Source organism: Pseudomonas khavaziana, assembly GCF_036704165.1.
Classification (GTDB): domain Bacteria; phylum Pseudomonadota; class Gammaproteobacteria; order Pseudomonadales; family Pseudomonadaceae; genus Aquipseudomonas; species Aquipseudomonas khavaziana.
In genome coordinates this window covers 4,454,846-4,472,642 of record NZ_CP129946.1, presented here as the reverse complement: position 1 = coordinate 4,472,642, position 17,797 = coordinate 4,454,846, and the positions used below count along the sequence as shown (strand labels likewise).

Annotated in this window: 17 protein-coding genes and 2 pseudogenes; 12 read left to right on the top strand and 7 right to left on the bottom strand. The window is 58.8% G+C overall.

All coding sequences use genetic code 11. The features are described 5' to 3' along the window. The first annotated feature begins 22 nt into the window (after positions 1-22). Positions 23-838: a 3-methyl-2-oxobutanoate hydroxymethyltransferase gene (gene panB, locus QYQ93_RS19835; RefSeq protein WP_338475319.1), complete on the top strand. Its 816-nt coding sequence runs from the start codon at positions 23-25 to the stop codon at positions 836-838. Here panB and QYQ93_RS19830 read toward each other — a convergent pair. Both QYQ93_RS19830 and QYQ93_RS19825 read right to left on the bottom strand, forming a co-directional pair. Next, a complete protein-coding gene (locus tag QYQ93_RS19830; protein WP_338475318.1) occupies positions 826-2,220 on the bottom strand; it encodes a PLP-dependent aminotransferase family protein in 1,395 nt (464 codons plus the stop codon). The two genes, panB and QYQ93_RS19830, sit on opposite strands and share 13 nt — an antisense overlap. A gap of 138 nt (positions 2,221-2,358) precedes the next feature. Continuing rightward, on the bottom strand, positions 2,359-3,387 hold the full coding sequence (locus QYQ93_RS19825; protein ID WP_338475317.1) for an alpha/beta hydrolase family protein: 1,029 nt from the start codon (positions 3,385-3,387) through the stop codon (positions 2,359-2,361). 232 nt (positions 3,388-3,619) lie between these two features. Between QYQ93_RS19825 and QYQ93_RS19820 the strand changes: the two genes are divergently transcribed. The 3 genes and pseudogenes from QYQ93_RS19820 to QYQ93_RS19810 all read left to right on the top strand — a co-directional run. After that, positions 3,620-4,132: a hypothetical protein gene (locus QYQ93_RS19820; protein WP_338475316.1), complete on the top strand. Its 513-nt coding sequence runs from the start codon at positions 3,620-3,622 to the stop codon at positions 4,130-4,132. Positions 4,133-4,211: 79 nt separating this feature from the next. Then, positions 4,212-5,570 (top strand): hypothetical protein, encoded by a 1,359-nt coding sequence (locus QYQ93_RS19815; RefSeq protein WP_124421748.1) that lies wholly within the window; start codon positions 4,212-4,214, stop codon positions 5,568-5,570. Between the two features lie 72 nt (positions 5,571-5,642). After that, positions 5,643-5,766, top strand: a pseudogene (locus QYQ93_RS19810) (MerR family transcriptional regulator); the annotation flags it as partial. Between the two features lie 74 nt (positions 5,767-5,840). On the opposite strand, the gene QYQ93_RS19805 reads toward QYQ93_RS19810, so the two are convergent. The 3 genes from QYQ93_RS19805 to QYQ93_RS19795 form a co-directional block, all read right to left on the bottom strand. Continuing rightward, entirely contained in the window at positions 5,841-6,146 is a 306-nt protein-coding gene (locus QYQ93_RS19805) for a DUF6124 family protein (RefSeq protein ID WP_043047570.1), read from the bottom strand. A gap of 336 nt (positions 6,147-6,482) precedes the next feature. Beyond that, positions 6,483-7,094, bottom strand: coding sequence for a transferase (locus QYQ93_RS19800; protein WP_043047569.1), 612 nt, complete (start codon positions 7,092-7,094; stop codon positions 6,483-6,485). Positions 7,095-7,170: 76 nt separating this feature from the next. Continuing rightward, the gene (locus QYQ93_RS19795; protein ID WP_338475315.1) at positions 7,171-8,181 is read right to left on the bottom strand and encodes a GlxA family transcriptional regulator; all 1,011 of its coding nucleotides are present in this window, start codon (positions 8,179-8,181) and stop codon (positions 7,171-7,173) included. Positions 8,182-8,303: 122 nt separating this feature from the next. Here QYQ93_RS19795 and QYQ93_RS19790 point away from each other — a divergent pair, with 122 nt between their 5' ends. From QYQ93_RS19790 to QYQ93_RS19770, 5 genes and pseudogenes are all read left to right on the top strand, one after another. Continuing rightward, entirely contained in the window at positions 8,304-9,185 is an 882-nt protein-coding gene (locus QYQ93_RS19790) for an MBL fold metallo-hydrolase (RefSeq protein WP_043047567.1), read from the top strand. 320 nt (positions 9,186-9,505) lie between these two features. Continuing rightward, positions 9,506-9,808 carry a type II toxin-antitoxin system RelE/ParE family toxin gene (locus QYQ93_RS19785; RefSeq protein WP_032896084.1) on the top strand — a complete coding sequence of 101 codons (303 nt, stop codon included), beginning with the start codon at positions 9,506-9,508 and terminating at the stop codon, positions 9,806-9,808. Between the two features lies 1 nt (position 9,809). After that, complete coding sequence (locus tag QYQ93_RS19780; protein ID WP_338475314.1) at positions 9,810-10,184, top strand: addiction module antidote protein; 375 nt, start codon at positions 9,810-9,812, stop codon at positions 10,182-10,184. A gap of 323 nt (positions 10,185-10,507) precedes the next feature. Then, entirely contained in the window at positions 10,508-11,143 is a 636-nt protein-coding gene (locus tag QYQ93_RS19775) for a lytic polysaccharide monooxygenase auxiliary activity family 9 protein (protein WP_043047565.1), read from the top strand. A 40-nt stretch (positions 11,144-11,183) separates the two neighbouring features. Continuing rightward, positions 11,184-12,185: pseudogene (locus QYQ93_RS19770) on the top strand (chitinase); the annotation flags it as partial. Positions 12,186-12,397: 212 nt separating this feature from the next. On the opposite strand, the gene gudD reads toward QYQ93_RS19770, so the two are convergent. After that, positions 12,398-13,723, bottom strand: a complete 1,326-nt coding sequence (gudD, locus tag QYQ93_RS19765; protein WP_338475313.1) for a glucarate dehydratase — start codon at positions 13,721-13,723, stop codon at positions 12,398-12,400. Between the two features lie 20 nt (positions 13,724-13,743). Then, a complete protein-coding gene (locus QYQ93_RS19760; protein WP_338477280.1) occupies positions 13,744-15,105 on the bottom strand; it encodes an MFS transporter in 1,362 nt (453 codons plus the stop codon). Positions 15,106-15,442: 337 nt separating this feature from the next. Here QYQ93_RS19760 and QYQ93_RS19755 point away from each other — a divergent pair, with 337 nt between their 5' ends. The 3 genes from QYQ93_RS19755 (at position 15,443) to QYQ93_RS19745 (ending at position 17,710) form a co-directional block, all read left to right on the top strand. Continuing rightward, on the top strand, positions 15,443-16,156 hold the full coding sequence (locus QYQ93_RS19755; protein WP_338475312.1) for a FadR/GntR family transcriptional regulator: 714 nt from the start codon (positions 15,443-15,445) through the stop codon (positions 16,154-16,156). Between the two features lie 10 nt (positions 16,157-16,166). Beyond that, complete coding sequence (locus QYQ93_RS19750) at positions 16,167-16,862, top strand: tRNA (adenine(22)-N(1))-methyltransferase (protein ID WP_338475311.1); 696 nt, start codon at positions 16,167-16,169, stop codon at positions 16,860-16,862. A 221-nt stretch (positions 16,863-17,083) separates the two neighbouring features. Beyond that, on the top strand, positions 17,084-17,710 hold the full coding sequence (locus QYQ93_RS19745) for a glutathione S-transferase (protein ID WP_338475310.1): 627 nt from the start codon (positions 17,084-17,086) through the stop codon (positions 17,708-17,710). Positions 17,711-17,797: the final 87 nt, after the last annotated feature.

Here is a 17,797-nt window from a genome sequence, read left to right as displayed (position 1 = left end):
CCAGCGCAAACGGAAGCCCCCAATGAGTATCCATACCCGCACTAAGCGCACCACCGTCCCCCAACTGGTTGCCATGAAGGGCCGGCAGAAGATCGTCTCCCTCACCGCGTACTCCAGCGCTATCGCCAAGCTGATCGATCCGATTGTCGACTTCATCCTGGTCGGTGACTCCACGGCCATGGTCGGTTATGGCCGGGCCTCGACCCTGAGCATGCAGCTCGAAGAAATCATCGGCCACACCCGGGCGGTGGTCGACAGTACGCGCTTGGCCTGTGTGATCGCCGACATGCCGTTTGGCAGTTACCAGGAGTCGTATGAGCAGGCTTTTCGCAACTGTGCCCAAGTATTGGCGCGTACCGGTTGCGACGCGGTCAAGCTGGAGGCCAATCAGGCCCTGGCCGGTACCGTGGAGTTCCTGGTTGCACGGGGTGTACCGGTGATGGCCCACGTGGGGCTGATGCCGCAGTTCGTCAACGTCATGGGCGGGTTCAAGGCCCAGGGCCTGAGCGCTGAAACCGCTGCGGTGATTGCCGCAGATGCTCGCGCCAACCTGGAAGCGGGGGCTTTCAGCCTGCTGCTGGAAGGGGTGGCCGAAGGCGTGGCTCGGCAGATCACTCTGGACTCAAGCCAACCCACCATTGGCATTGGCGCATCGCCTGCGTGTGACGGCCAGGTGTTGGTCACCGAGGATGTGTTGGGCCTGGGCGGCGGCTCGATGCCGCGCTTCGTCAAGCAATATGCTGATGTGGGGACGGTGATTCGCGATGCGTGCGAGCGTTACGCCGACGATGTACGCCATGGCCGGTTCCCCGAGGCGCGGCATTGCTACGGGCTTTGACGCAGCGCCTGGGCCAGCTGCTTGACGGCCCCGGCAATGTCCTTGCTCCAGTCGAGTGTGTAGCTCAGGCGCAGGTGATGAGGCCAGGCGCCTTGTTGGCTGAACAGTACGCCGGGTGCGATGACGATGCGTTGACCGAGCAGGTCCGCAAACACCTGGCGCATATCCACCGGGCGGTTGGCCCGGAGCCAGAAGCTGGCGCCGCCGTGGGGTTCGACCACCTGCCATTGGTCATTGCCGTGGGTTAATAGCAAGGCTTTGAGCTGCGTCATGCGCTCCAGCAACCGTGCCCGCAACGCCTTCAGGTGGGTGTCGATACGCTTGGACGCAAACAGCCTGGCGATGGCTCTCTGACGGATTGGCGAGAGGCGAAAGCAGCGTTCCAGGAACAGCCGCTGCAACGCTGAGGTATGCCCGCGACACAGCACATAGCCGTAGGGCGCTTCCGAGCCGATGATTTTGTCGAAGGTCGAAAACACCAGCAGTCGGTGTGGGTCGGCATAGTCGCGATAACGCGTCGGTTGTATGCCGAAATACAGCTCGCCGTAGGTGTCGTTTTCGAACAGCCAGATATCCCGCTCGGCCAACCACTGGCAGATCTGCTGTTTATCCTGCGTGGGCATCACACTGCCCTGGGGCATATTCACCGTCGATGACAGCACCGCCAGGCGGATCGGCTCACGCTTGAGCAGCGTGTTCAGGGCGTCCAGGTCAAAACGCCCATCTGCGCCGAGGGGCATCTCGATCACACGGATTTTCGCCGCCTGTAATTGCCGCAGAATCGCCCAGGAACACGGCGACTCCACCAGTGCGAGCGTGCCCGCCAAGTCCAGGGCATTGAGCGAGACCTCCAATACACTGTGCAGGTCCGAGCCGATATACACCTGGTCGGCTTGCCAGTAATGGTCAGTAGAGCGGCTATAGCGTTCGGCCAAGGCTGTGCGTAACTCGGGCTCGCCAAACGGTTGGTACAGCGGCGTCAACGAGCGTGGATATTGCCGGGCCAGTTCACGTTCCAGCATCAACAAAGGCTGCTCCAGCGACAACAGCATCGCCGGGGCATCGCTGCTCAGGGCCAACATGCCGGGTTGGCGCGCGTTGGCGAATACCTGGTCGAGCAGGGGGGATGAGCTTGGGTTGATGGCGGGAGTCGAGTTCGAGGCGATAAAAAAGCCGAGCTTGGGCCTGGCCTGGATCCGCCCTTGCTCCTCAAGCAATGCATACGCGTACTTGGTGGTCGACACCGACACGCCCAGGCGCAGGGCCAGTTGGCGCAGGGACGGCAATTTGCGTTCGCCGTCGGCCGGGCAGGCCTCGATCAGCTCGATGAGGTAGCGGTACACCGCTTGATAGGCGAAGGTGTCTTTTTTGCCGCTATTCATCGCCGTGGTCCTGGATTGATGGGCAAGGTCAAACAGTACCCGTGGCGAGGGAGCTTGCTCCCGTTGGAGTGCGCAGCGCTCCCAGCTTTTTTGGGGCCGTTACGCAGCCCAGCGGGAGCAAGCTCCCTCGCCACAGGTTCAGCGTGCCAGGAACTGGCTGATCAACGTGATCACCTGCTGCTGGATAATCGGTCGTGGACGTGCGTCCGGACCATCCTGACAAATGATGCTGTCGCCGGGCACATCGGCGTCGAGTATCGCCGCCGCGCCCGGTTTGCATTGGGACATAAAACTAAAATGGCTGGCGTCGCGGATCTCCACGTACTGCGTCGAGGCTTTTGGCAGCCGCTTGGCCATGTCGGCCGATTCCATCTGCGCCGGCAAATCCGCTGACGGCACACCGGCCGCTATCACCAAGGCCCGCACTGGTAGCACCGCCAGGCTTGCATCGGTAAACCCGCGCGACAGGCCCAGGTCCAAAGACACCACGGCGCTGACGCGCTTGTCGCTCAAGTCCGCCGCCAATTGCTCCTTCCCGTTCGGAGTGCCTTCGGGGTTCATCTCACGGTAGGCGGTACACGCGACCAGCGTCGGATGGGCGCTGCAGTCTCGGGCAAACAGCTCCGGGTCGAAACGTGCACCGGCCGTCTCCATCACCGTCCAGCCCCCGAGGGAATGACCCACCACCGCGATCCGCCCGCTATCCACCGCACCGAATGGCTCGGGCTGCGCCAGCAGCGCATCGATTGCCCGGCTCAAATCCCTGGGCCGTTGCCATAACTGCGCAGCCGCCTGGGCGCTGCGATCCTGGCTGGTAGTGCCCGGGTGGTTGACCGCCGCCACGATATAACCCTGCTGCGCCAACGCACTGGCCAGCCACGCCTGTTTGCCCCAATTGCCACCGTAGCCGTGGGAGAGCACCACCAAAGGATGCTTGCCAGGCGTCGGCGCCGCATCGGGAACGGCCAGCACGCCGATGAACACCACATTGTCGGCGATCAGCTTGGGTTTGGCAGTGGCGGCGGCGGGGTACCACACAGCCATTTCCAACGGGCGGTTGTTGTGGGTGTCGGGCAGGTTGGTGGTTTGGAAGCCGACGGGGTTGTCGGCGGCGAATGCGGGAGCGTTCAGGCACATCAGTAGCAGAGCGGCGAGGGGGGCTTTCATGATTTTTTCGTCCTTGAAAGGGAGGGCGCAGCATGACCTGAAACGGTCGGTTCAGGTAGAGGGGAGGCGGGACTACGAAGTGGCTGACAGAGTCCTACTGCTTGGTATTACAGATGGGGACTTCACGTTTTTAGGAAGTAGCTGGCTTACCTGAAGCTGTAAATCATGCAGTGTTGGGGCGTGAATCCTACTGGATGTGTCGACACTGACCTTTAATTAAAGGGTGATGATTATGGAGCTTATAAGTGCATCACTTGGTTCGAAGCCGAGGTATGACCTGTCTGGCCGTAGTTATTTAGTCTTTTTGCTGATCGGAATGACTTTTTCCCCCTCCGGTGTAGTTAATGCCGAGGAAAAAATGATCAGTAAAACGGTCACGCCCACTGTTATCAACGTCATTTCTATTGGTGGGACTGGACTGGCCATTTTTAGATTGTCCCCCAGCGATTTTCCAGCCGGTTCCTTCGGCGTTCCCAAACAGTTGCTAGGGATTGATTGGAATACGACCTCCTACCCCGAAAACATAAAGGAAAGCGTTGAGTTGTGCTATTCGCGTCCTTATAACACCGCCCAGCGAACGTGTGTGCCGATTTGGCCTGGATCTTCCGGAACGTCGACCGACTTCAATGATCAGCCCTTCGGCCAAGGTGCGGGCCTGACCATCAAGCATCATGTTTTGGGCGGCGGTGCACGACTGGGTTATCCCGCTGGCAGCGACACGGTGACAGTTCGGTATAGGGACTAAGTTGCGAGCCCCGCTCTCGATCAGCCTGCGGGGCTTACTTGCAGCTCAAAAGCGTTATTAATCGATCGCGAGGCCATTTATGGTAACTATCAACGTTGATACGTCGTTAGCCAATAATCGCCTGGGTAGTACTGTTGTCCGTGACTTGAGCCCAGCCTCGGTGTTGCCTCTTCGAGACCCTATCGGCGCGCCTGCCGTTGTTGAAGCCGATGCTGACAACACCTTATCGATCCTGGCGAGGCAACTAAGTGACGCTGCCAACCATGACGCCCGCATGCGTCAAGCAGACCCAGGCAACAACCTCTCCAATCCGCTCGATGCGATCAGCGATGAAAGATATTTCGCTGACAAGGCTCAGCATGATGCTGAGGTTCCCGATACTCACGTTCTGGAATTGCTTGAGCGCGCCAAGCAAGCCACCGCCTTTGCCAACGGTTTGGCCAATAACCCTTTCAAAGGACTCGCGGTCGATCAATTGACGCTGATTGCTCGCGACGAAAGCGGTACGTTCACCGTCAACGAACGGCGCGCAGCCTGGCAGGAGGTTCGCCTGAATGAACAGCGGGTCAGCGCCTCTTCAGGTTCCGCCACTGGGCGTGAACTCATGATCTCTCGGCTCTTCCTGGGGCATGAACCTGCGGTGGCCGAAGGCACCCTGACTTCTAGCAATATGGCCCAAAGCAGTTACGACTTCCTGACTCGTGATGATCGCAGCCTGTTGTCAGACATGTACGCCTATGCGCAGGAGCAAGGAGCCGACTTGGCATATGTCGACATGCTGGCTTACGACCTCGGCAACTACCGCCATCACGACAATGGTCGCCAGCTCTTGAGCGGTAACAATGGCTACAACCAGGAGGGGCGCCGGGTGACGTTCAACTTCAAGGAGCATGATGTAGCTGCGGCATCACGCATTCTGAACGGCTCGGCTATTGACTCTACCCGCCTCGAACAGGGTTTTTTGCGTCATGTCCTGAACCCGGACTTCGGCGCGCTGAGCAACATGGGCAGCATCGCTTTCCTTGAGCAGATGGTGCTGAAATTTTCCAGTGCAGGTGCCACGCAAGCTTTGCTGGGCAGGGAGTTCGCGACTTACACACCGATAAGTATCAACGACAATATGGTGGTCACAGTAGCCGAAGAGGTAACGCTCACATTTGATGAGCCCGTGCTTATCAACACCGATGGCATCTGGACCATCACCGAAAAAGGTAAGGCCGCGGGTTACACCATGGACCCGGCCACCGGAAAACCGCGTCGGGCGGTTGCGCCTTCAGTCGACGACAGGCAGCCGCGCAGCGTCGTCGGTGAGGCCGTAACCGGCCCTTTGAAGACGCGCTCTCTGATAGACACCCTTGCAGGCACCCCCGATCAGTCCACCCCGCGATGGCGCTGGCCTGGGTATTTATTAAAATTGATGAAAAATCCAAAACCATGAGGAGGGGGGCAATCACACCCTTGGCCACCCAATGACTTAGGTTTAAAGCCAACTTTGAGGTCAATGGTATTCGAAGGTAAACCCGAGGGTAGGGCATGTGCAGAATGCGCAGTTGCTGATTAATCGTCTGCGCGAGGAAGGGGTGGCTCCGGCGTCTTCCAAGAGAAAGAGCGCCCACCAGGCCCCGAAGGCCTGACCGGCGCCAAGGCGCTGCCGAGTCGTCGTGAAGTCGATCATGACGACGCGGCGTTCTATCGGGTGGCTGCAAGACTAGCTAACCGTTGAAGCACTTTCCCTCGCCATCAATTTGTCCACCAACAAAACCCCCAGTTCACTCAGCTGATGAATCGCCAACGCGACATCGCGCTGTTTACCTGTCAGTTCATCCGACAGGTCAAGCAGCAATGTGGTGACCGAGGAAAAGGTTTCGTAGCTGTTGGCGATGAGCATTTCGCTGCTGGCGTCGTCGGCAACGCTGAACAGCGGTGAGGGGGGTGGTTCGGCGTGGGTGTTAAGGGATGCCTGATCAAGCTTGAGGTTTGGATCGTTTGGAGGGTTGGGCGTGACTTTATACATGTGTGTTGTACCTGTTTTAGGGCCAACACCTCTTCGCTACTAAACGAAAGGGTGGCGGCTGTACGCAGGTTAGTAGACCGGGGAAACACACAAAGCCGGCGCGCCCGAGGGCGCCCTGCGCACAGCCACCATCAAGCACAGACAAGAACATCTGCTCGATGAGGCTCATGCACTTTATGTTGTCACTCGGGCTACTAAACCCGATCACTGAGTTGTCAGCGACCGAGCCACCTTAGAGACGCCCATCCAAGCGCACAAGCCGGCGGATTCTGACGCAACTGTAGGCAACGGAGCAAGGTGGTGCAGCGCGCTGTAGGACATATCTACAGGCTATCGCTACTCGTAGGCGAACTGGTCAATCAACCCCAAACGCAGAACACGACTGTTCGGCTCTAATATTGCGCCTGGAGCAATGACGGCATTCGCGCCGATTTTGCAGCCGTCGCCTATCAAGGCACCGAATTTGTTCACGCCAGTCTCGATCACAATGTCTGCATAGCGAATCTTGATAGCCGCCCCATCCAGTTCGTTACGGTAATTGGCGATGATCGCACCTGCTTCAATATTTACGCCTTCGCCTATCAACGAGTCGCCGACAAAATTGAAGTGCGCCAGCTTGCTCGCGGCAAGTATGAAGGTGCTTTTCAGTTCGCAGCTTGGGCCCACAATGCAATGGCTGCCCAGATAAACGCCGCCACGCAGGTAGGCCCCCGCTGCTACAAATGCGCCTTCGCCGATGATGATCGGGCCCTTGAGCACAGCGCCTTCTTCGACAATGGCGCTTTCGTGGATGGCACAGTCTCCGTGGCGCCGGTAGCCCGTGCCGAGGCGTGACAGCAAGGCCAGAACCTGGTTTTCGCAGTCTTGAGACACCCGCCAGGCGGCAGGCTGCGTCACGCCAAGGGAGGGCCATTGAGCAATGAATGTACTGATCTCAGGTAGCTTCATGCAGAGCGCTTCCGATGTCGGGGAGGGAAGATAGAGCTGCGCTGTTAATGGTAGGGCAGGGGGCTCAGGCCACATCTTACAATGGGCTGCCACCGATCTGCGTCACCCCGAAGAAAGCCGCCGACTCGCCCATCCCCAGGCAAAACATCTTCCGATACTCCGAAGGCGACGTCCCCAGTTGCGCGGCAAAATGCTGCCTCAACGACAGCGCGGTGCCAAACCCCACTTCGCCTGCAATGCATTCAACCGGCAGTTCCGTGGTTTCCAGCAGCGCCTGCGCCCTGGCTACGCGCTCAGCGTTCAGCCATTTGAACACGGTGGTGCCGGTGGCTTCCTTGAAACGGCGGGTAAAGGTGCGCCGGCTCATCTTTGCCCGGTCGGCCAGCACATCGAGCGACAGGTCGCTGGCCAGACGGACGCGCGCCCATGCCAGCACCTCCGACAGGTGTGTCTCGCTTAAGAGTTGCGGCACGGAGTGTTCAACGTATTGCGCTTGGCCACCCTGGCGGTGGGGCGGGGTCACCAGCATTTTTGCGGTGCGGTTCGCCACATCGGCGCCGAGCCTCTGGCGTATCAAGTGCAGGCAGCAATCGATGGCCGCGACGGTGCCGGCGGAGGTGATGATGTTATCGGCACACACATAAAGCGCCTCTGGCCTGAATCGCGCGCTGGGAAAGCGTCGCGCAAACTCGTCGCGGGCGGCCCAGTGGGTGGTGGCTTCCTTTTCGTCCAGCAGGCCAGCATCGCCCAGCACGAATGCGCCCAGGCACAAGCCGACGATCAGCTTGCCCTGTGCGTCGGCCAGTTGCAGCGCTTGGACGAGCGTGGGAGAGGCCACGATCGATTGATCGCCCCAGGCGGGGATGATGATGACGTCGGCGGTATGCATCAGTTCCAGGCCCAGGCTTACCGACAAACCCAGGCCCTGGTCACTGCTGATCGTGCCAGGCACTTCTGCGCAGTAGCTGATCTGGTAATGAGGCTCGTGGGTTGTGGATTGGGCGGTTCCCAGCATCATCCCCGGCACGGAAAGATGGAAGAGGCTTACGCCATCAAAGGCGAGAACGGCTACGCGGATGGGAGGCATGAGGCCACCTTGGGGGCGGGATCGAATGGCCCGATTATATCGCTATCTGTCATTCAGGCCACTGTTGGCCGTTACGGGGTTCGGCAAGAATAAACGCCTCGATACATAACAGGACTCAACTCATGAAACTTACCACGCTCCCTCTGGTTTTCAGCATCGCTTGCGGCGCAGCTGCCACGCCTGCATTGGCAGGCTCGACTGCCCCTGATGCAGCCAACAAATTAGACCTTCAGCAAGTACGTAACGCGACGGTGAAAATCACCTATGGTGGTACCACCTTTCTGATTGACCCGATGCTGGCCAAAAAGGGCACTTACCCAGGTTTCGAAAATACCTACCGTAGCGAGCTGCGCAATCCGCTGGTGGACTTGACCGAGCCGCCGGCACAGGTCATCGCCGGTGTCGACGCTGTGATCGTCACCCACACGCACCTTGACCACTGGGACGACGCAGCACAAAAAGCGCTGCCCAAAGACATCCCGTTGTTTGCCCAGCATGAAGAAGACGCGCAGTTGATCCGTTCCCAGGGTTTCAAGAATGTGCGTGTGTTGACCGACGAAGCGGAATTTGGCGGCGTCAAAATCACCAAGACCGGCGGCCAGCATGGCACCGATGAGATGTATGCCGTGCCGGCGCTGGCAAAGCCATTAGGCGAAGCCATGGGCGTGGTTTTTCAAGCACCCGGTTACAAAACCCTATACCTGGCGGGTGACACGGTGTGGCGTAAAGAGGTCGACCAGACCATCGAGAAGTTCCACCCCGAGGTGATCGTGCTCAATGCCGGGAAGGCCATGATGGCGGGGTATGAGGGCTCGATCATCATGGGTGAGGAAGACGTGCTGCGCGCTGCACAGGTGGCGAAAAACGCGAAGATTGTGGCTGTGCATATGGATGCCATCAATCACATGTCCTTGACCCGCGAGGCGTTGCGTAGCTACGTCAAGCAGCACGGCATCGAGGGGCGTGTGGATATTCCTGAGGATGGCACTTCATTGGCTTTCTGAGGCCAGGCGCAGGGCAAAATGTGGGAGGGGGCTTGCTCCCGATTGCGGCAGGTCAGCCAACCTCTTAGTGGCAGATACACCGCTATCGGGAGCAAGCCCCCTCCCACATTGATAGGCGTTGATTGGCCCTCCCTTTTCGGCTGGCGCTGCCCTCGGCTCAATGCCTGATCAACTGCTCTGGATGCAAGGTACACAAGTGCTAATAGTATTGCTCGGCTGTCTGCGCGGCGGCTGGACTAGGATTTTTTCTTGCGGTGCTCACCGACATTAAAAATTCACTGGCATCTACAAGGAGTAGCCAGTAGGCTACAAGTGACTCTGTGATCAATACGATTGGCAGGACGCCGGAGTTCGATACATGGCTCGACGGTATGAGGGATGTGTGGGGAAAAACGGCTGTACTGATCCGCCTGGATCGAGCCGAAGAAAACAATTTTGGCGATTGCCAGCCTGTAGGCGATGGCATGAGTGAAATGCGTGTGTTTGTCGGGCCCGGCTACAGGATTTACTTTGTGCGCACGGGCATCACCGCTTACCTGATGCTGTGGGGGAGCGATAAAACCGACCAGAAACGAGGAATCAAGCGGGCAAAAGAGATTCTCGATGCCCTGAGAGGTCAATGACATGAGTAAGTCGACATTCAAACCAGAGGACATGCCGATCCTCGAGCTGGATACATCCGGCACCAGCGCCTATGAGGCTTCACGCTTCCTTGATAGCCCGCAAACCATCAGTGCCTATCTTGCGCAAAGCATGGCGTGCCATGACCCGCAAGTCCTTATGAAGGCGCTGGCCGAGATTGCCAAGGCCCAGGGTGTGAACAAGGTTGCCGAAGCGGCGGGGGTGAATCGGGAGAGCCTGTATAAAACCCTGAAAGGCGGCTCAAAGACGCGTTATGAGACGGTCCAGAAGCTGATGTTGGCATTAGGGGTGGAACTGACGGTGCAACCGATTGCCGCGACCGCAATTAAAAAAACGGCCGTCATTGGCAAAACCTGATGGACCCAAAAGAGGACGGTTTATTTGATTGAAAATAGAGACGTCCCTTTTTGTCCACAGAGGGCCATTCCCTTACGAACGGGATCAAACGATTTTAGAGAGAAGCTGAGTTGATGTGCGCCTGGTCTTGTAGGAAATCGACCTCTGGCGGCGTAAGGTTATTCCCATAGTGCTGGTTATATATCCAGTGTTTTCAGGTCGACGCGCTCATGAAACGAAAATGAGTGAAAAATGGGCCTGTGGCAAAAAAAAGCGACTCCGTTAGGTTGAGGTCCTCTCCTTCAAGAAAGGAGAGTTCTTAATCAAGTGAATGGAGTCACAAAATGAACAAACCACAAACCCAGACACCTCTTCGCCATGGTCGTGTCACATCCCCTTCCAGCCGTGGCGCAGTCGCCGTGGATCTCGGCCTGCTGGAGACCTGGCAGGTCAATGAAATGGAAGGCGGCAAGAACTTCCCGGCGCTGATGGCCGGTCCGTTCCCGGCGCCTTATCAAACCGACAGTGACAGCGTCACCCCGCCCGCCGACGGCTTCATTCTCAGCGGTGGCAAGACCGATGCCCGTGACTGCGTCAACTTCACCCACGAGGAAATGGCCAAGAAACTTGGCCGCGCCTTCACCTGGCCGTTGCTCAATGTCGAGCCGGGTCAGACCTTCAAGGTTACCTGGGCATACACCGCGCCGCACACCACCCGTGGCTATCGCTGGCTGATCACCAAGGATGGCTGGGATCCGAAACAGCGCATCACCCGCGCACAACTGGAAACCCAGCCGTTCGCCGAAGACTTCTATGCCCAGGTGCCGTACTACAGCCATGCAGGCGAACTGAAGGCCAAGGTCAATCATGAAGTGAAACTGCCGGCCAACAAAAAGGGCCAGCATGTGATCGTATTGATGTGGATCGTCGCCAACACCGGCAACGCCTTCTATCAAGCCTTCGACGTGGACTTCAAATAAGCCCGCACCGTTAAACCCACAGGTTCTGAAGGATTAGAACATGTCAAATATCGACTTTACCTCACTGCAATCGCCACTGAACGATGCCGCTTCGCTGATGCCGAGCATCGCCGGCAAAAAGATCCTCATGGGCTTCTGGCACAACTGGCCTGCCGGCCAGAGCGATGGCTACCAGCGTGGCCAGTTCGCCAATATCAGCCTGGCGGATGTACCAAAGGCTTACAACGTGGTGGCCGTGGCCTTCATGAAGGGCAACGGTATCCCAACCTTCAAGCCGTACAACCTCTCCGACGCCGAGTTCCGTCGCCAGGTGGGCGTGCTGAACAGCCAGGGCAGGGCGGTGCTGATTTCCCTTGGCGGCGCCGATGCGCACATCGAACTGCATAAAGGCAACGAACAGCCACTGGCCAACGAAATTATCCGCCTGGTGGAAACCTATGGCTTTGATGGCCTGGACATCGATCTTGAACAGAGCGCGATTGATTTCGCCGACAACAAGACTGTCCTGCCCGCCGCGTTGAAACTGGTCAAGGACCACTACGCCGGTCAAGGCAAACACTTCATCATCAGCATGGCGCCGGAGTTTCCCTACCTCACCACCGCCGGCAAATATGTCGGCTACATCCAGGCGCTGGAAGGCTATTACGACTTCATCGCCCCGCAGTATTACAACCAGGGCGGCGACGGGATCTGGGTGCAAGAGGTCAACAATGGCAACGGCGCCTGGATTGCCCAGAACAACGACGCAATGAAAGAGGACTTCCTGTTTTACCTGACCGAAAGCCTGGTGAGCGGAACGCGCGGGTTTACCAAAATCCCGGCAGACAAGTTCGTCATTGGCCTGCCCGCGAACGTCGACGCGGCTGCCACCGGTTATGTGATCAACCCGACAGCCGTAACCAATGCATTCAAGCGTTTGCACGACAAAGGATTGTCGATCAAGGGCCTGATGACCTGGTCGGTGAATTGGGACAACGGGATCAGCAAAGACCACGTGCCCTACAACTGGGAATTCAGCCGCCGTTATGGGCCGATGATCAATGGCACTGCTCTCTCTGGCCTGGAGCAGGATGCGGCGGATCTGGAGGTCGCCAATCGGCAGTAGCGCAAAGAGACCTCTGGCAGACGTGCCAGAGGTCAAACAGCTAAGCTTCTGATCTGACTGTTGGCTTTATGAAATAAAATCCGATGCCTGTTTGGGCATCGGATTTTTTGCGTAACGCTCAAATTGCGCTGAGCGTTCATAAAGCTGATTTACCGCACCAAGCAAGGCCGCTTGTTATCAAAGGCCCAACCCGGAATCAAGAACTGCATCGCCGCACTGTCATCCCGCGCCCCTAGGCCCATGCCTTTGTACAGCTCATGGGCCTTGGCTACGGCGTCCATATCGATATCCACACCCAGGCCCGGCTTGGCCGGCACCTTTACGTAACCGCCTTCAATCTTCAACGGCTCACGTGTCAGGCGCTGGCCGTCCTGCCAGATCCAATGGGTGTCGATGGCGGTGATCTCACCCGGGGCGGCTGCGGCCACCTGGGTAAACATCGCCAGGGAAATATCGAAGTGGTTGTTGGAGTGTGAGCCCCAGGTCAGGCCCCACTCGTTGCACATTTGCGCGACGCGCACCGAGCCCTGCATTGTCCAGAAGTGCGGGTCGGCGAGGGGAATGTCCACCGATTGCAGCTGGATGGCGTGGCCCATTTCACGCCAGTCGGTGGCGATCATGTTGGTGGCGGTTTTCAGGCCCGTGGCGCGGCGGAATTCGGCCATGACTTCACGGCCCGAGTAGCCGTTTTCTGAGCCGCAGGGGTCTTCGGCGTAGGCCAGCACATGATGCTGGTCGCGGCACAGGCGGATGGCTTCTTTGAGCGACCACGCACCGTTTGGATCAAGGGTGATGCGCGCATCCGGGAAGCGTTCGGCCAGCGCGGTGACCGCTTCGATTTCTGCATCGCCACTCAATACGCCGCCCTTGAGCTTGAAATCGTTGAAGCCATATTTGGCTTTGGCCGCTTCGGCCAGGCGTACCACGGCGTCAGCGGTCAGGGCTTTTTCGTGACGCAGGCGGAACCAGTCGTCATCGGCGTCGGCTTCGTTGCGGTAGGCCAGGTCGGTAGCGTTGCGGTCTCCCACATAGAACAGGTAGCCGAGCATTTTCACTGCGTCGCGTTGCTGGCCTTCGCCAAGCAAGGCGGCCACCGGCACTTCGAGGAACTGGCCCAGCAGGTCGAGCAGCGCGGCTTCCATGGCGGTGACGGCGTGAATGGTGATGCGCAGGTCAAAGGTTTGCAGGCCGCGACCAGCGCTATCCCTCGATGCAAAGGTGCTGCGCATCTGGTTGAGGATGCGCTGGTACTGGCCAATCGGCTGGCCGATCACCAGGGCACGTGCATCTTCCAGGGTTTCGCGAATGCGTTCGCCGCCGGGCACTTCGCCCACGCCGGTGTGGCCGCTGCTGTCCTTGAGAATGACGATATTGCGCGTGAAGTAGGGGCCGTGGGCGCCGCTGAGGTTCAGCAGCATGCTGTCGTGGCCGGCGACCGGGATGACCTGGAAATGGGTGACTACAGGGGTATTCATGGCAAGGTCCTTATAGACGCTCAAAGGGGTTTGCTGATGGTGGCGCCTGAGGGTGCAGCGCTATGTGGGGTCTGCACGACAGAGGGCGACGTCTTGGCGAAAAACACCAGGATGGCCGCGAGCACCGAGGTGCCGGCCAGGCCATACAGCCCGCCCTGGATCGAGCCGGTGGTCTGCTCCAGAAAGCCAAAGGTGGTCGGTGCCACAAAGCCGCCCAGGTTGCCGATGGAGTTGATCAGTGCGATCACGGCAGCGGCGATGCGCACATCCAGGTAGCCCTGGGGAATCGGCCAGAACAGCGACGACGCAGACTTGAACCCTATGGCGGCAAAACAGATCGCCACGAAGGCGAAGATCGGCCCGCCGGTGGTGGACATGAACATGCCGGCCGCCGCGATCAGCAGGGCCGCCGCGACCCAGGCCTGCTGGAACTTGAACTTGCCCGACAGCGACGCGAAGGCGTACATGGCAATGATCGAGATCAGCCAGGGGATCGAGTTGAAGAAACCGACCTGCACATCAGTCAGGTCACCCATTTTCTTGATGATGCTCGGCAGCCAGAAAGTCGCGGCGTAGATCGTCAGTTGAATGCAGAAGTACAGGGCGCAGAACAGCAGGATCTGGCGGTCCTTGAGCAGCTTGCCGATGGTCGGTTTCACCGTGGTCAGGGCTTCACGTTCGCGTTGCTCCTGATCGATGGCGTCCACCAGGGCGTCCTGTTCTTCGCGGGTCATCCACTTGGCATCATGGGGCTTGGAATCCAGCCAGAACCACACAAAGAACCCCAGCGCCACCGAAGCCAGACCCTCGATGGCGAACATCCATTGCCAGCCGTGCAGGCCCAGCCCTTCGATCTGCAGCAACGCCCCCGACAACGGCCCGGAGATCAACGACGCCAGCGCCGAACCACTGAGGAAGATGGCGATGGCTTTACCACGCTCCACACCGGGCAACCAACGGGTGAAGTAGTAGATCACCCCCGGGAAAAAGCCCGCTTCGGCCACGCCCAGCAAGAAACGCAGGATGTAGAAGTGGGTTTCGTTCTGGATGAACGCCATCAGCGTGGCGACGATGCCCCAGGTGAACATGATGCGGGTCAGCCAGATACGTGCACCGACTTTTTGCAGCAGCATGTTGGACGGCACTTCGAACAGCGCGTAGCCGATGAAGAACAACCCGGCACCGAAGCCGTAGGCCGCCGCGCCGATGCCCAGGTCATGCTCCATGTGCGTGCGCACGAAGCCGATATTGACCCGGTCGATGTAGTTGAGGATGAACATGATCACGAACAGTGGCAGCACATGGCGCTTCACTTTGCTCACGGCGCGGTCTAGCACCGAATCACGTTCGGGTGCGGCGGATGCTGGGCTTGAATGGCTCACCATTTGAAAACGTCCCCTGATTGTTTTTATGCGGGTTAGCTGTTTTGTTGCCAGACATCATACAAGTGGTTTTCTGAGTATCGCAATGCTCAGGTCAGTGATTTTGTGTTTATAAGGGCCAGGCTTGGCTGCGTATTTTGGTTATTTGTGAGTGTTTGTGGGGTGTTTTCGCTGCGGTGAGGGCGGGGTGGCAGGGCGTCGCGTTCAGAGCAAAATTGTTGATAAAAAAGGCAGCTGATGATGTTGTCATACAAGTTGAGTGTTTTTTCAGCAATGAAGTGTCCTTTGCATCCAGAGTGATAAGCTCTCTCCAGCCCAAGCCCCGTGGACCGTGACAATGCCCATTGAAAGCACAACACCTGTGCGTAGACGCTCAACCAACCTGGCCCAAGGCGTGGTCGAGTCGCTGACCCAGCGCATCCAGCTCGGGCAACTCAAGCCGGGTGAAAAGCTGCCGTCTGAATCCACCATCGTGCGTGAACACGGGGTGAGCCGTACCGTGGTGCGCGAAGCGCTGTCCAAGCTGCAGGCATCGGGGTTGGTGGAGACGCGTCACGGCATCGGCACCTTCGTGCTGGAGCAGCACACGCAGCCCGGCTTGCGCCTGCACGTGGACACGGTCGCCAGCGTACGCAACATGCTCGAATTGCGCCTGGGCCTGGAAGTGCAGGCCGTGGCCCTGGCCGCGCTGCGCAGGAGCGACGTACAACTGGCCCACATGCGCCAGGCCCTGGATGACTATCAAGCCTCGTTGGCCAACAACGACAGTTGCGTGGAGGAAGACAAGCGCTTTCACCAACTGATCGCCGAGGCCACCGGCAATCGGTTTTTTACCGACATCATGCTGCACCTGGGCAACGGGATGATCCCGCGCACCCAGGTCAAGGCCGCCGAACGTGGCGGCGCGGATTTTGCCAAGCTGGGGCAACTGGCAAACCTGGAGCATGAGGCGATCTACAATGCGATCAAGCGCCAGGACCCGGACGCCGCACGGGCGGCCATGATGCTGCACTTGACCAACAGCCGGGATCGATTTTCCGGGCAATCATAAGGAACCACCGTTGAACCAACACACCTTGTCCATGCGCCTTGAACGTGTGGCAGCGCATGTGCCGACCGGCGCACGCCTGGCCGATATCGGCTCGGACCACGCCTACCTGCCGGTGGCCTTGATGCGTCGTGGCGCCATTGCGGCGGCCGTAGCGGGTGAAGTGGCCGCTACCCCCTTTCACGCCGCCAACCGTACCGTGGAAGACAACGGCCTGGCGCGGCACATCACCGTGCGCCTGGCCGATGGCTTGGCGGCCATCGAGCCGGCCGACGCAATCACCGCCATCAGCCTGTGCGGCATGGGCGGCGAGACCATCCGCGACATCCTCGACAGCGGCAAGGCGCACCTCAATGGCCGCGAACGCCTGATCCTGCAACCCAACGGCGGCGAGCAGCCGCTGCGCAAATGGCTGATGGACAACGGCTACCAGATCCTCCACGAAGAGCTGCTGCGGGAAAACCGCTTCTACTACGAAATCATCGTCGCCGAACGCACCGAGGCAATGACCTATACCACCGAGCAGTTGTACTTCGGCCCGTTGCAAATGCAGGCGCGCAGCCCGGATTTCCTGGCGAAGTGGCAACGTATATTGCGCGAGAAACGCAAGACATTGGCCAGCCTCGAACAAGCGCGGCAGGCGGTGCCCAAGCAGAAAGTGCAGGAGATCGTGCAGCAGGTGCAGTGGATCAATCAGTTGCTCGCCTGAGCGCCACCGATCCAATGTGGGAGATGTCGAGCTTTAGCGAGGCTTCGATAGCGGTGTATCGGGCAACATTTATGTCGCGAGTGCCGCCGCCTTCGAAGCCTCGCCAGAGCTCGACATCTCCCACATTTGACCGTGCAGACCGCAGTATTCATGAGCCACATTCGCGGCACTTCACCGCTACCCTGTAGTCTTCTCCTAAATCCCCCAAGGTGTTGCCCGCTATGATCACTGTCCACCACCTCAACAACTCCCGCTCGCAACGTATCCTGTGGACGCTTGAAGAACTGGGCCTGCCCTACGACATCAAGCGCTACCAGCGCGACGCCAAGACTAACCTGGCTCCGCCTGAACTCAAGGCCATTCACCCCCTGGGCAAATCCCCGGTGATCGAAGACGGCTCTCGTGTGCTGATCGAATCTGCCGCGATCATCGACTACCTGATCCGCCGCCACGGCAACGGCCAACTGCAACCCGATCCGGCCACCGACGCCTACGACAGCTATGTGCAATGGCTGCATTTTGCCGAAGGCTCGGCCATGCTGCCGTTGATGCTCAACCTCTACGTGGGGCGGCTGGGTGAAGCGGGTGCACCGCTGCATCCGCGGATTGAATCGGAGCTGGCCAACTACCTGGGCTACCTGAATGATGTGCTGGGCCACACGCCGTACCTGGTGGGCGACGAACTCAGCGGCGCGGATATCCAGATGAGCTTTATCGGCGAAGTCGCCCAGGCCCAGGGCAAATTGCAGGCCTACCCGAACCTTGCGGCGTGGCTGCAAAAGCTTCAGGCGCGCCCGGCATACTGCAAGGCGGTGGAGCGGGGCGGGGAATATGCGTTCGCCAAATAGCCAGACTTGAAGGTTAGTGCTCATTGCCCTCTGTAGGAGCGAGCTTGCTCGCGAAAAGCCTCAACGATAACGCGTGCTTCCTGAATG